General features: G+C 67.7%; 12 protein-coding genes. 9 read left to right on the top strand and 3 right to left on the bottom strand.

Features of this window, described 5'->3' with window-relative positions; all coding sequences use genetic code 11:
- Positions 1-135: 135 nt before the first annotated feature.
- Entirely contained in the window at positions 136-426 is a 291-nt protein-coding gene (locus U9979_RS20400) for a hypothetical protein (protein WP_322780636.1), read from the bottom strand.
- Between the two features lie 201 nt (positions 427-627).
- On the opposite strand from U9979_RS20400, the gene U9979_RS20395 reads away from it, so the two are divergent.
- The gene (locus U9979_RS20395) at positions 628-2340 is read left to right on the top strand and encodes a HAMP domain-containing sensor histidine kinase (protein WP_322780635.1); all 1713 of its coding nucleotides are present in this window, start codon (positions 628-630) and stop codon (positions 2338-2340) included.
- On the opposite strand, the gene U9979_RS20390 is transcribed toward U9979_RS20395, so the two are convergent.
- Positions 2341-4014, bottom strand: a complete 1674-nt coding sequence (locus U9979_RS20390) for a serine/threonine protein kinase (RefSeq protein WP_322780634.1) — start codon at positions 4012-4014, stop codon at positions 2341-2343.
- A 17-nt stretch (positions 4015-4031) separates the two neighbouring features.
- On the opposite strand from U9979_RS20390, the gene U9979_RS20385 reads away from it, so the two are divergent.
- From U9979_RS20385 to U9979_RS20365, 5 genes are all read left to right on the top strand, one after another.
- A complete protein-coding gene (locus U9979_RS20385) occupies positions 4032-4916 on the top strand; it encodes a Crp/Fnr family transcriptional regulator (RefSeq protein ID WP_322780633.1) in 885 nt (294 codons plus the stop codon).
- A 188-nt stretch (positions 4917-5104) separates the two neighbouring features.
- Positions 5105-5974 carry a hypothetical protein gene (locus U9979_RS20380; RefSeq protein ID WP_322780632.1) on the top strand — a complete coding sequence of 290 codons (870 nt, stop codon included), beginning with the start codon at positions 5105-5107 and terminating at the stop codon, positions 5972-5974.
- Positions 5975-6022: 48 nt separating this feature from the next.
- Positions 6023-8389, top strand: a complete 2367-nt coding sequence (locus U9979_RS20375; RefSeq protein ID WP_322780631.1) for a hypothetical protein — start codon at positions 6023-6025, stop codon at positions 8387-8389.
- Positions 8379-9320, top strand: a complete 942-nt coding sequence (locus U9979_RS20370) for a hypothetical protein (protein WP_322780630.1) — start codon at positions 8379-8381, stop codon at positions 9318-9320. The genes U9979_RS20375 and U9979_RS20370 overlap by 11 nt, the downstream gene beginning before the upstream one ends.
- Positions 9317-10021: a hypothetical protein gene (locus U9979_RS20365; protein WP_322780629.1), complete on the top strand. Its 705-nt coding sequence runs from the start codon at positions 9317-9319 to the stop codon at positions 10019-10021. The genes U9979_RS20370 and U9979_RS20365 overlap by 4 nt, the downstream gene beginning before the upstream one ends.
- Before the next feature lie 130 nt (positions 10022-10151).
- Here U9979_RS20365 and U9979_RS20360 read toward each other — a convergent pair whose 3' ends face one another.
- Entirely contained in the window at positions 10152-10910 is a 759-nt protein-coding gene (locus tag U9979_RS20360; protein WP_322780628.1) for an IclR family transcriptional regulator, read from the bottom strand.
- Between the two features lie 100 nt (positions 10911-11010).
- Here U9979_RS20360 and leuC point away from each other — a divergent pair, with 100 nt between their 5' ends.
- The 3 genes from leuC to U9979_RS20345 all read left to right on the top strand — a co-directional run bounded on the left by leuC (position 11011) and on the right by U9979_RS20345 (position 13558).
- A complete protein-coding gene (leuC, locus tag U9979_RS20355) occupies positions 11011-12408 on the top strand; it encodes a 3-isopropylmalate dehydratase large subunit (protein ID WP_322750655.1) in 1398 nt (465 codons plus the stop codon).
- 48 nt (positions 12409-12456) lie between these two features.
- Positions 12457-13044 (top strand): 3-isopropylmalate dehydratase small subunit, encoded by a 588-nt coding sequence (leuD, locus tag U9979_RS20350; RefSeq protein ID WP_322780627.1) that lies wholly within the window; start codon positions 12457-12459, stop codon positions 13042-13044.
- Positions 13045-13273: 229 nt separating this feature from the next.
- Positions 13274-13558, top strand: coding sequence for an HU family DNA-binding protein (locus U9979_RS20345; protein ID WP_239310351.1), 285 nt, complete (start codon positions 13274-13276; stop codon positions 13556-13558).
- Positions 13559-13583 lie beyond the last annotated feature (25 nt).

Genomic DNA, 13583 nt, shown 5'->3' with positions numbered 1-13583 from the left:
GCGCGAGTTTGTCGCTGTGTACGGTTAACGCCCCGAAAAGCGTACGCAACAACAAACTCGCGCCGATCATGACCTGGACGGGCCGATCATGACCTGGACGGACGGTTGCGGGCGGGAGCCTTTACCGGCTTGGCATCATCGGATGACCGTGAGCCGGGGCATGGACGCGGGGTGGCGTGCCATGGCGCACTCCCGGCACCCGCAGGAGCTCGGGCCGCTGCGTCCGTGCACGATCTCGTCCAGCTGGCTGGTGGCGACGAGCCGCAGCCGCGGGCCGGTGGCCTCGGCCGGGGCGTTCGCAAGGGCGCCCGGTTGGGTGACGGTGACGGTGACGGTGACGGGCATGAGGGCGCTGGCCGGGCCGGAGCAGGTCAGGTCCGGGGTGAGGGCAGTCAGGGGGGTCGCGGTCAGGGTCACGGGGGGCACGGTGTCCTCCTCCTGGGTGGCCGTCCGAAGGCCACCTTGCGGACCACAGGGTGTCGAAGCGGGAGCCTACGGCGCCATCGCCTCTTTGAGCCTGTTACTGCCTGGTAAAGATGGTCTAGTCACGGGTGGGCATGCTTGCCATGTCACACCATCCTTGACGGCCATGGTGCGCCTGGTGTCGATCGGTAGAGGATGACTCGGATGTCCTCCGCGGCCCCTATTCCCGACCGGGCCCGGCGCCGCCACGGCAGTGCGCGCGCCGGCCGCCTCCGCCATACCGAGCGGACGCCTCCCGGCCATCGACCCGCCGCCGAGTTCATGCTTCCTGCAGAGAAGCTCGGCGGGCAGACCTTGCGCTGGGTTCCGCACGGGCGGGGCCTGCCCACAGAGGACTGGGTCGCCCGCCACCGACTGCTGGTCTGGATCCTCGCCATCCATCTGCCGATCATCGTCGGCTGTGCCTCATATGAGAAGTTCGGTGTCTGGCAGGGGCTCGTGTCGGCCGGCCCGGCGGCGCTGCTGCTCGGCGCGGCCGCACTGCCGGGTATCCGCCGGTTGCGCGCGCTGGCCACCAGCCTCGGCCTGCTGTGCAGCTCGGTGGTGCTGGTCCACATCTCGCATGGACAGTCCGAAATGCACTACCACTTTTTCGTGGTCGTCGCGTTGATAGCCCTATACGAGGACTGGGCGGTCTATCTGCTGGCAATCGCGTTCGTGTTCCTCGCCAACGGCGCGGTCGGCGACCAGATCATCTCCTATCGGCATGCAGACTCCCCGTGGACCTTCGCCGCGATCAGCGCCGCATTCATCTGCGCGTTGGCGGGCGCTCAAGTGATCTTCTGGTATTTCAACGAGCAGTCCCGGCGCCGGGCCGAGCACTATCGGGCGCAGCTCTACGAGGGTCAGCAGAGCCTGATGGCTCGTCTGGAGGAGACTGACCGCATCCGAAGCGATCTTGTTGCGACGGTCTCCCACGAGTTTCGGACGCCCCTGACCGGCATCCGCGGAACCCTGCTCACGATCAAACGTCGGCGTGACCGGATGTCGCCGGCGCAGCTCGACGACATGCTCGACTCGGCTGTCAACTACTCCGACCGGCTGTCCCGGTTGCTGGAGAACATGCTCACCGCGGCAACCGCGACCGGCACGGAGGAGAACACCGTCGCGGACCTTCCCGAGGTCGTGAACGAAGTGCTGGCGACGCTGGCCTACTCACCGACCACCGCGGCGAACGTCAGCGTCGACCTGCCGCCCCAGCTGTCGGTGCGCATGGCCCGCCAGGCGTTGCACCAGGTGGTCGCCAACCTGGTCGACAACGCGCTGGTGCACTCCTGGCCCGGAGCGCCCGTCCGGCTCATCGCGGGTCGGGTCGGCGATGAGGTGGTACTGCGGGTCCGCAACCCCGGTCCCGACCTCGACCCGGCCACGATCCGCCAGCTCTTCGAGCCGTTCACCCAACGGGACGGGACGGCGACCCGTGAGATCGACGGCGCCGGAATGGGCCTCTACGTCGTCCGGCGGCTCGTCGAGGTCCACGGGGGACGGTTGCGCATGGCCTCCGAGGATGGGGAGATCATCGTCGAGGTCGACATGTGGGCGGCGCTGCCGCGGTCATCGACCGCGGCGTCGCAGTCGGGACCGGGTACCCAGCCGGGTTTCGGCAGCGGCGGCGGTAACGGCAGTGGCGGCAGTAACGGCAGTGGTAGCAGTAACGGCAGTGGTAGCGGTAACGGCAGTGGCGGCGGTAGCGGTAGCGCTGGTCGGGCAGCGCTCGCCGGTGGCGGTCGGGCGGCGCTGGGTGGTCCGCAACACACCCTGCCAGTGCCGCGGGGCCTGGACGGGGAGTCACGGCCCGGATTTGCGACCGCGCCGGTCCGGCCGAGCCGCTCGCTACCGATCGACCGGTCCGGATGATCAGCAGCTGGCCGTCTGCAGTCGCAGGTTGACAAATTGCTTCAGGCTGTAACTGGTGTCCTCAGGCGGCGACTGGAGGACCACGGTACCGACCCTGATCGACTTCAGGCACTCGTACGTGTACGAGATGTTGGTAAACCCGATCGTCTGGAGAGTATCCACGGCGTCACGGAGCATCATCCCTACAACGATGGGAACGGTCGCGCAGTCGGCGGCCTGCAGTTTCAGACTCACCGGGGAGGTCGTGGCGATCCGACTACCCGCAGACGGCTCCTGGCTCACCACGTTGTCGATGTTGGGTGACCGGTAGCAGTCGTACTGGTGAGGGATGTTGGTGAAGCCGGCCTTTCGCAGCGCCGCCGAGGCATCGGCCAGCACCATGTTGCGCACGTCCGGCACTGGCGCGCGTGGGGGGTCCGCCGGCGACGGCGTCGGCGTCAGCGCCAGCGTCGGGTCCGCGGAGGCCGCACCGGCTGGCAGCGCGGCTGCGGAAGCCACCGCGGAAGCCACCGCGGACGGCACCACGGAAGCCACTACGGATGCCGCCGTGGACGCCGGCCCGGCCGGGCCACGATCGTCCCCGCCGAGGCCGGCGGCAAGCGTCCACGAGCCGAGGCCCACGAGCACGGCCCCTACGACACCCGCCGTGAGCAGCGCGCGGCCGCGTCCGAACCTCGTACTGCGGCCATCCGTCCACGCGACCGCGACGGGCACCGGCCGCGGCGCCCGCCTGCCAGCCATCCGGACGGGTTCGGATTCGTACCCGTCGGTCAGGTGGATGGCGGTCGAAGGCAGCTCGGGGATGAATGGTTTCGCCCGGTGTGCCCGGCCCGTCGGCGCCGGGGCCAGCGCCAGCGCCAGGGCCGTGGCCAGTGTCGAGCGTGCGGCCAGTGCGTCGGCGGGCCGGTCCGCCGGCCGCTTGGCGAGCAGCTCGCGCAGCGCGTCCCACAGCGGCTCGGCGAGACCTTCGATCGGTGGCGGAGGGTCGAACGCGTGCGCCCGGATCATGGCGATCGGGTTCGGCGCGGCAAACGGGGGCCGGCCGGCGAGCAGTTCGTACAGGACGACGCCGGCACTGTAGAGGTCCGCGGCGGGCCCCGCCGGCCTGTCGGTGGCGAGTTCCGGCGCCATGTACATGGGCGTGCCGATCGTCACGCTGAGCCCGGCCGCCGACCGTCCCTGGGTGAGCCGGGCGATCCCGAAGTCGGTCAACATCGCCCAGGGGGTATCCCGGCCGGTCGTGTCGAGGAGAATGTTCGCGGGCTTGACGTCCTGGTGGACGACACCGGCCCGGTGTGCCACCGCCAGGGCCGACAGGACCTGCGCAATCAGATCGACCGCTTGCGCCTGCGGGAGCCGACCGCGCTCGCGCAGGTAGCCGCGCAGGTCCCCACCGTCGACGAGGTCCATCACGATCGCGAAGGTGCCGCCCTCGGCCACGACGTCGCGGACCTTCACCAGGTGCGGGTCGTCCAGAGCCAACAGCACCCTGCGTTCGCGCAGAAAGCGGTCGATGAAGTCCGGGTCCTCGGCCAGCTCGGGGCGTAGCACCTTGACTGCGACCGGCCCCTGGTCACCGGTGCCGTCGTCGAATCGCTCACCCCGCCACACCTCGCCGCTGGCGCCCCGTCCCAGCGGTTCGTGCAGGACGTACCGAGAACCCAGTCGTCGCATCGCCTGTATTCCCCCTTATGGGCATATACACCGATGACGTGACCCTACGTCGCGCCTGCCGTTGCGCGAGGGAGAATGGTCGATTTCCGCCATCACGTGGGAGCGGACCGTGGTGGTGGCTACCCGACGCATCCTTGTGGCGCAGCAAAAGGGGTACTCTGCGCCACCAGTCACGTGATGGAGGGGAACACGTGTCCGCAGGTGACAGTGGCTATGGCGAGCGTGGCTCCGGCGAGCGTGGCCGGATGAGTCCAGCTGACCGCTCGGCTTTTGAAGCACTCGGGACGATCAGAACGTATCGAAATGGTGACATCCTGTTGCGAGAAGGTGATCGCGCCGACCTGACAATGGTGATTCGATCGGGGCGGGTGAAGATTGTGACCGTCACTGAAAGTGGCTACGAGACGCTGCTTGCTCACCGCGGCCCCGGTGACCTGATCGGCGAAATGGCGGTCATCGACGGCGAGACCCGCTCGGCGTCGGTGGTGGCGCTGGAGGACGTCGAGGTCGGGGTGGTGTCCGCTGAGACCTTCAGGGCCTTTGTAGACGATCATCCCGAGGTGGCGCGTGTCATGGTGGGCTCGATCGCCCAGCGGCTGCGGGAGTCCGACCGCCGGCGCTCGGAGCTGGGTGCCTATCCGACCGCCGTCCGGCTGGCCCGCCACCTCCTGGAGCTTGCGCAGCGGTACGGGCAGGCCCAGCCCGACGGCGGTGTGGCGATCACGCTGCGACCGACCCACCATGACCTCGCGGCTGCGATCGGCGCGTCACGCGAGTCGGTCGGCCGGGACCTCAGCGCCTTCCGTTCCCAGGGAATGATCAGCAACAGGGGGCGGACGATCGTGGTCTCGAAGGTCGAGGAGCTGCGCGCGTTCGCGTACGGCGAAACAACACTCCGCTAAATGTGACCGATGACGTCGAACGCGCGCCAGCGGCCCACTACGACGGTCATGGACGACGGCTACCACTACTGAGACCTTACCGACGATCTTTTTCGACGGTCGCCGACGTCCCGAGCGCTTCGTGCGCAGTATCCGTCCAGGACCGCGGTCGTGTCCACCGACGCGACCTTCAGGAAAGGCCGTACCGCGTGTTCGACGAACCTGTATCGCGCCGTATTGTGGTCGGCGACATCGAAGGTTGGAGCTCGCGCGACAGCCAGACGCAGAAGGACCTGCGGCGCCGGCTGCGCGAGGTTCTCAACCGGGCGTTCACCGAGTCGCAGTTGCCGTGGCGGGAATGGGCCGACGTCGCGGTCAGCGCGGCGGACCGGGGCGACGGACTGCTGATAATGATCCCGCCTGACGTGTCCATCGTCCGGCTGCTCGATCCGTTCGTCGACCGCCTCGCGGTGGCACTACGGCATGACCGCCTCCTGCACAGCGACTGGGCGCGGATGCGGCTGCGGCTGGCGATCCATGATGGTGAGGTTTTGCCCGAAGGTTCCGGCTGGGCCGGCCATGACGTGATCGAGGCGTGCCGCCTGGTCGACGCCGAGCCGCTGCGCCAGGCGCTGCGCGACGAACCCGAGGCCGACCTGGTCGTCATCGTCTCCGAACGCGTTCACCGCGCGGCCGTCCGTGACGGCTATGGAAACATCCGACCCGAGACGTTCACCGAGGTCGACGTCGTGGTCAAGACCTACCAGGCCCGTGCGTGGGTTCACGTCCCCGGAATCGGCATCGCGGAGCCGAGCAGCCCCCGCAAGGAACCGGCCGCGGTGAACAGAACCCACCAGGATGGTTCACGAAAGGAACCCGGCATGCCTCCCGACGACGAAGACGACCACACGGAAGGTGACTACCCGGACCCAACCGACAACGCTGTGAGTTATGGCACGCAGTTCAAAGACTCGTCCATCCAGCTGACAGTCAGCGGCGGCAATGTGATTTTGGGCGGAAGGCAGGGCCGCGTCGTGGGGCGGGACAACCAGGAAAACCACGGCGGCAGAGTCGGTTAGCCGCGACCGAACTCTTTGTGGTGTCGGCGGCCTTGACAGAGGAGACCAGTGGCCGAGGACGATGCGAGACGACCGAAGGCCGACGCCGGTGGGCGGAGCGGGCAGGACGCGGCGCCCGGCGGGCACCGGGCGCCTGCCGGGGGCGATGAGGGACGTCGGCCTCAGCCGGACAAACAAGCCCGCAACCAGGGCGCGGACACGCCGGCGGCCGACCCGCCCAAGGTGGACGGGGCGCGCCGGGATCCGGAGAAACGCCTTCGAGAATTCGCCAAAGACGGCGGACGGTCCCAGTTCGCTCCACAGCTGGGTGCCGAACTCAACAACAGCGTCCTACAGCTTGTCGTCAACGGCGGCAATGTGGTGCTCGGCGGCCGGCAGGGCAGCGTTGGTAGTGGAGTGGGTGCGTTTGCGGGCCAGTTCGGCGGCCAGGCGACATTCGAGCCCGGCCCGGTGACCGCCGATGAGCTCGCGGGCATCGTGGGCGCCTACGCGCGACCCGAGCGTTTCGCCGATATCGTGCGCGTGCTGACCGATCGCCATGTCGCCGTGGTGCAGGCGCCGACGGGCTGGGGACGCACCGCCGCCGCGCTCAATGCGCTTCACGCGGTCGCGCACACGGAGATGGCTCGGCGGGCGGGCGAAAAACCCACGTCGGATCCGGAGTACCGACGGCTGGAACCGGACACCGAACTTCGCCATCTTGATCCTGAAACTTTCGCCGCGGACACCGGGCATGTACTGGACCCGGACATCCTGGTGGGCAGCGCGGGACTACGCAGTCACCATTTGGAACGGTTGGCGCGCGGCCTGCGGCAGAAGAACGCGTGGCTCGTGGTCGTGGCCGATGATCGTACCGATTTCGGGGATCCGCTGACCGGGTTCCGGGTCGACTGCGGCCCACCCCCTGACTCGGTGGAGGTCGTGGCGGCGCATTATGCACGCGTTTCCGATCTGTCGATGTCGGAATGCCGGTCGCGGCTGGCGGAATACGGCGAGATCGACATGTTCGTCACGGCGATCTGCCGGGACGGTCATTCGGCCAGCGGACTCGCCATGCTCGGCGAACGCCTTGCTATGGATAAATCGGGACCGGAGATCCAGGCCTGGGTGAACGGTTTGGTCTCGACCCGTTTCGTCGAGTGGGCCCGCGGATATGACTCGCTTGAGCAACGGGCCTTGTTGCTCACTCTGGGCGTGCTGATCAATGTTCCGTATTCAGCTGTTTCCCGGGCCGCGCTCGACCTGGAAAAGCGGCTGCTCTCCCGGGTACGGGCCGCAGACCGCCCGCGGCGAGCGCTGTTCCCGCCGGACCGCAGCATCCGGCTCGCGGATGCCCGGGCGGAGATCGTGAACGAGCTCCGTCCGACGTACTACGGACCTGCACAGGTTGAGGTCGTGAGGTTCCGTGACCCGACGTACCCGGCCCGGGTCCTGGACTGGGTCTGGCATGAACAGGATGTCCTGCATCCAGCGTTCCTGGAATGGCTGTGCCATCTGGCCGGCGATTCGGATCCGGTTGTCCGCGCGCGGGTGGCGACCGCTATCGGGCTCCTTTCCACCTGGTCGTTCGAGGAGATCCGGCGTGAGGTTCTCCTTCCGCTGGCGGACACATGTCGGACCGAGGAGATCGAGACAGCAGCACTGGCGCTCCGGGTTCCCGCCATATCCAGAGCTTTTCTTCCGTTGGTCGTGGAAATGCTTGCCGACTGGGGCGACTGGACCAGCTGGCTCGACGACGCCGATCGACCCGGACGCCTGTGGGCCGCCATGCGGGCGTGGGGCTCCGGGGTTGGTCCGCTTGACCCGGAGCGCGCTCTGCGCCGGCTGCGTGAGCTTGCGGATATTGACGGTCCGGTGGATTTGGACACCGTCGTCTCAATGCTTACGATCAGTAAAAGCGTTTTGGAGCTGTTCGACCACAAGATGCCGGACGACAACGCCACCACCATTCTGACGAGGCAGATACGGGTTTTGAAGGAACTGCGCATCTGGACGGATGACGGCGAGCCGATCAGTCGCCGCCGGGTGGGCGCACTGTCCTTCATTCAGCTTCTCCTCGATCTGGATACACCGCGGGATCCGGCAGATCCGTGGGCACCTACCCGGCCGCTGCTGTTGATGATGTCGGAACAGCATCAGGAGATCCTGCAGCGGGTCGGATTGTTGTGGCATCGGGCGTTCAACACCAGTTATCTACGGTCGGCATCGATGGAATCGCTCCGGTATCTGGTGGGGCGGGCGGACCGTAATCCAGTGATCCAACCAGGGCTGGTGGAAGCCGTTGGCGCGTCTGTCCGTACCTTCGAGGACCTCGACCGTATGGGCGGTTCCCTTCAGATCTGGCAGAAGAAATATCCGCGGCCGGTAGGCGCGTTGCTGGCCAAACTTGAGGAGATCAAAGCCAGTGAGCGATGACGTGCGGAACGGTGCCGAAGGAGCTCCGGTGGCCGGCGACCCCGGCGACCCGACCCCATTGGTCGTGCCCTACGGTGACAAGGCGGATGGCCGGCTGGGGAAGTTCAAATCCGCGACCGGATCGGAACGATTCAGAATCGTCTACGTGAACCGCCACGGGCGGGAGCCTAGGCTCGACGATCATATGACCCGCGGCCGGCAGGCCCGTAGCCACCATTATGCTCGTAAAGTCGATACCGCGATCCGCTATCATTCTTTCCAGGCTCTCCTGCCCAGTCGGGAGAACGCCGCCGGATTTCCATTTCACCTGACCATAGGGTACCGGGTCGTAGATCCAGTCGTGCTCGTCAGCAATCCGATCTCCGATCCGGTGCAGCTGTGTGAAAGCCATGTGGTGGGCGAGGTTGAAGTAATCACCTGCCAGCTCGGGGCGGAGCAGGCGAACAAGGCTCGCGGACAGGTCGCGGTTATGCGCAGGAGAGAACTTCCCGCAGGCCATGGCCTTGTCGTCTGGATAGAGCGATTCAACGTGGATCTTGAGAGTGACGTCGACGAGCCGATCCGGAAGGTTGAGGGACGTGATCGCCTCACCGGCGCCGCAATCGTGGACGACAGCCTGGAGACTCTGCGTCACAGCGGTGCGCTGGAACGCCGAAAGAAGGAGACCGCGGCCGAATACGACCACAGTATTCTGGTGAACGCCGAGGTGGACGGCCGGGACGAGATCGCCGCGCGGGGGCGCTACCGCGAAGCCGTGGAAGGCGGCTCAACCGCTGATCGGGGACGGCGACTGTTCGATGCCGCGAATCGGCCCGAGCTCGCTGACCCGGATGCCCCGGAGCCGCTGGAGACCGCCGGGCCCAAGCGGTGGCCCGCTGCGGACAAAGCGGCCGCCTCCACTCGGCAGGACCGGGAGGACGGCGCTCGATGACAGCACCGTGCCAGCCCATGACGTCCGGGTCGGGTCTTCACGGTTACCTCTTCTCCATGGTCGGAGAGTTGGGCGACCGAACGGTCCTGGCTCCTTTTCCCGACGATAAAATCTTCATCGGACAGGCTGTCTGGACCGTACTTGTCCTGATTGCCTCCTTCGTGTTCCTCTGGATTTTCCTACCGACGGTGGCGTCCAGACCGTGGTTCCTGGATGCCACCGAAAGAGCAGTGGGACTCGTGGGTACGATCCTGCTTCTGCCGGAAGACTGGATCCTGACCCGGGACAAGATTCCGACTGTCGTTGAAAAGGTCACGACCGGGTATGGGCGGGCTGTCGCGGAAATCTTCGCCCTGCTGACAGAGATCGTCAGATGGGCGTTGCCGCAGGCCGTGGTGCTGGGCCCATCCCACCTGCGACAGCCGGCAACCGCGAGAACATCGGCAACCGCGAGAACATCGATGGAGATGAATCAGCACGGTTCGGATACCACCAGCCCTGATAGTCCAGCGCCCTCGGCCGCTGTGCCCGCGGCCAGGACCGTCACCGATCAGGTCGTCCCGGTGGCTGTGGCGTTCGTCGTGGTTCTGTGCTTTCTCTGGTGGAATCAGGCTCGGTGCGTTCCGGGCAGCCCGGCCTGCGTGCATCCCCTGAATTCCTGGCTCACGCTGGTGAGCGCCTCGGCGAAGGGGTCCGGGTAAGAGTGCCCGGTAACAGGGGCGTGCCCCTGTTACCGGGCACTCTTTAGGAACGATGTGAATCTGGTGTTGTGCCAGGAGCATCAGATTCACATCGTTAGGAGCGCCTGGTGGTAGGGGCGTGGATTGTGGATCAAAGAGCGGGGCTGGCGTGCAGGCGTTCGGCGGCGGCGGCGACGGTGGCGCCGTGGCGGGCGCCGGGGGAGCGGGTCAGGCGTGCGACCGGGCCGGACAGTGACAACGCCGCGATGACGCGGCCGCCGGCGTCGCGGACCGGGGCCGACACCGACGCGAGCCCGGCCTCGCGCTCGCCGACGCTCTCGGCCCAGCCGCGGCGTCGCACCCGCTCCAGGTCGGCCGCATCGAACACCGCCCCCGGGGGAATGGCCGTATCGACCGGTGGGCCGTTCACATCCGGGCTCGCATCCAGGCTCGCATCCGCGCTCGCCGTGCCGGTGAAGGCGAGCAGCACCTGCGCTCCCGATCCGGCGGTCATCGGCAACGTCGATCCCACCGGGACGGTGTCGCGTAGGCCGCTGGCGCGTTCGGCCGCGGCCACGCACACCCGCACGTCCCCGTGGCGCACGTAGAGCTGGCTGCTTTCGCCGGTGGCGTCGCGCAGCGCGGTCAGGACAGGTGCCGCCGCGTCCACCAGGGCCCAGGGTAGCGGCACGGCGCCACCGGCGGCCAGCCGCGGCCCGGGGATGAAGCGGCCGCGGGAGTCCCGGCCGACGAGCCGGTGCACCTCGAGCGCGGCGGCGAGCCGGTGTGCGGTCGCCCGGCTCAGCCCGGTGCGGGTAACGAGCTCGCCGAGGGACACCGGACCCGCTTCCACCACGCTGAGCACGGCAGCCGCCTTGTCCAGAACGCCGACTCCGCTAAGCTGTTCCATAGACTGATACTGTCATCCCAGAATATGGGAAGTCCAGTACTGTCGAACGCACAGCGATCAGCTGAAGACGCAACCACGCAATCATCTGAAGGAGTGGGCCATGGGGCGCACACTCGCGGAGAAGGTCTGGGACGCTCACGTCGTTCGGCGTGCCGACGGCGAACCCGACCTGATCTACATCGACCTGCATCTCGTACACGAGGTGACTAGCCCGCAGGCATTCGAGGCGCTCCGGCTGGCCGGTCGACCGCTGCGCCGCTCGGATCTCACCATCGCCACCGAGGATCACAACGTCCCGACCATCGACACGCTGCGCCCGATCGCCGACCCGGTCTCGGCCGCCCAGGTCGAGGCCCTGCGTAAGAACTGCGCCGACTTCGGTGTCCGGCTGCATCCGATGAACGACCCCGGTCAGGGGATCGTCCACGTCGTCGGTCCGCAGCTCGGCCTCACCCAGCCGGGCATGACGATCGTCTGCGGGGACAGCCACACCTCCACCCACGGCGCGTTCGGCGCGCTCGCCTTCGGCATCGGCACGAGCCAGGTCGAGCATGTGCTGGCCACCCAGACGCTGCCGCTGCGCCCGCCGAAGACCATGGCGGTCACGGTGGACGGGGCGCTGCCCGCCGGTGTCACCGCCAAGGATCTGATTCTCGCGATCATCGCCCGGATCGGCACCGCCGGCGGCCAGGGGCATGTGATCGAATACCGCGGCGAGGCCATCCGCGGGCTGTCCATGGAAGGCCGCATGACGGTGTGCAACATGTCCATCGAAGCGGGTGCTCGTGCCGGCATGGTCGCTCCCGACGAGGTGACCGTCGCCCACCTGCGGGGCCGCCCGCACGCGCCGGTAGGCGCGGACTGGGACGCCGCACTCGCCTACTGGGCGACCCTGGCAACCGACGACGACGCGGTGTTCGACCGCGAGGTCGTGGTGGACGCGGCTGCGCTGAGCCCGTTCGTGACCTGGGGTACCAATCCCGGGCAGGGCGCGCCGCTGTCGTCCCGGGTGCCCGACCCGGCGGACTACCCCGATCCGGCGGTCCGCTCCTCGGTCGAGCGCGCTCTGGCCTACATGGCGCTGACGCCCGGCACGCCGCTGCGCGACATCCCGGTGGACACGGTGTTCATCGGTTCCTGCACCAACGGGCGCATCGAGGACCTGCGGGCCGCCGCGGCCGTCCTGCGCGGTCGCCGGGTGGCCGACGGACTGCGGGTCCTGGTGGTCCCCGGCTCGATGACGGTGAAGGCGGACGCCGAGGCCGAAGGGCTCGACGAGGTCTTCCGCGCAGCCGGTGCGCAGTGGCGCAGCGCCGGTTGCTCGATGTGCCTGGGCATGAACCCGGACACGCTGGGGCCCGGCGAGCGCAGCGCGTCCACGTCCAACCGCAACTTCGAAGGACGTCAGGGCCCGGGCGGGCGCACCCACCTGGTCTCGCCCGCCGTCGCAGCCGCGACCGCCGTCACCGGGCGGCTGACCGCGCCCGCCGATCTCTGACCGGCGAGACAACCCCAACCACGACATGACGAAGGGGGCGCATCCGCGATGGAGGCGTTCACCACGCACACCGGCCGGGCGGTGCCGCTGCGGCGCAGCGACGTCGACACCGACCAGATCATCCCCAGCGACTGGCTCAAGCGGATCGAACGAACCGGCTTCGGCGCGGGCCTGTTCTCGCAGTGGCGGGCCGATCCGGGCTTCGTCCTGAACAACCCGGTTCACAGCGGCGCCACGATCCTGCTTGCCGGCCCGGATTTCGGCACCGGGTCGTCCCGCGAGCACGCCGTGTGGGCGCTGCAGGACTATGGCTTCAAAGTGGTGATCTCGGCGCGTTTCGCCGACATCTTCCGCGGCAACGCCCTGGGAAACGGCCTGCTGCCGGTCGTGCTCCCGGCCGCGACGGTCGAGGCGCTCACCGACCAGGTCGAGGCCGATCCCACCATTGCGATTACCGTTGACCTGGCTGCACTCGAGGTGCGGGCACCCGGGCTCGTCGCGGGCTTCGAGATCGACGACTTCACCCGCTGGCGTCTGATGGAGGGTCTGGACGACGTCGGTCTGACCTTGCGTCACCAGGATGCGATCACAGCCTTCGAGACCACTCGCCCCGGGTGGTTCCCGGTGACCGGGTAGGAGACTATTGGTCGTCACTGAATGTGGCGAACTGTGGTCGATCGAGGGCTCGTCCGCCATCCTCCGGGTGCCGCTAGATGATCTAGAAGAGTCGTTGACGTGCGGGTTTGTGTTGCGCGACACGCGCAGGGGAATTGCCCTAACCGGTGGACATGCCTACGGTGCAGCGCAGTGTGATGCCCGATCTGCTCCCTAACCCCGCGCCCGCGGGGGGCGTCCGGAGGTTGTTGTGAACAAGTCCCAGTTGGTTGATCGCATCGCCCAGCAGATCGAGGGCGGGCGATCGAACGCGACCAAAGCAGTCGATGCCGTGTTCGAGGCGATCCAGGAAGCCGTGTCAGCCGGTGAGAAGGTCACCATCACCGGGTTCGGCGTCTTCGAGCGTGTCGAGCGGGCGGCCCGTACCGGCCGCAACCCGGCCACAGGCGAGCCGGTGCAGGTGGCCGCCTCGGTCGTGCCGAAGTTCAGGCCGGGTTCGGAGTTCAAGGCCAGCGTGTCGGCGAGCGAGGAGTGAGCGAGAGGTAGCCGAGAGGTAACCT

This window comes from Protofrankia sp. Cas4 (genome assembly GCF_963555915.1).
In the GTDB taxonomy this organism is placed as follows: Bacteria; Actinomycetota; Actinomycetes; order Frankiales; family Frankiaceae; genus Protofrankia.
Note: the sequence above shows the minus strand (reverse complement) of the source record. Positions and strands in the feature narration are given on the sequence as shown.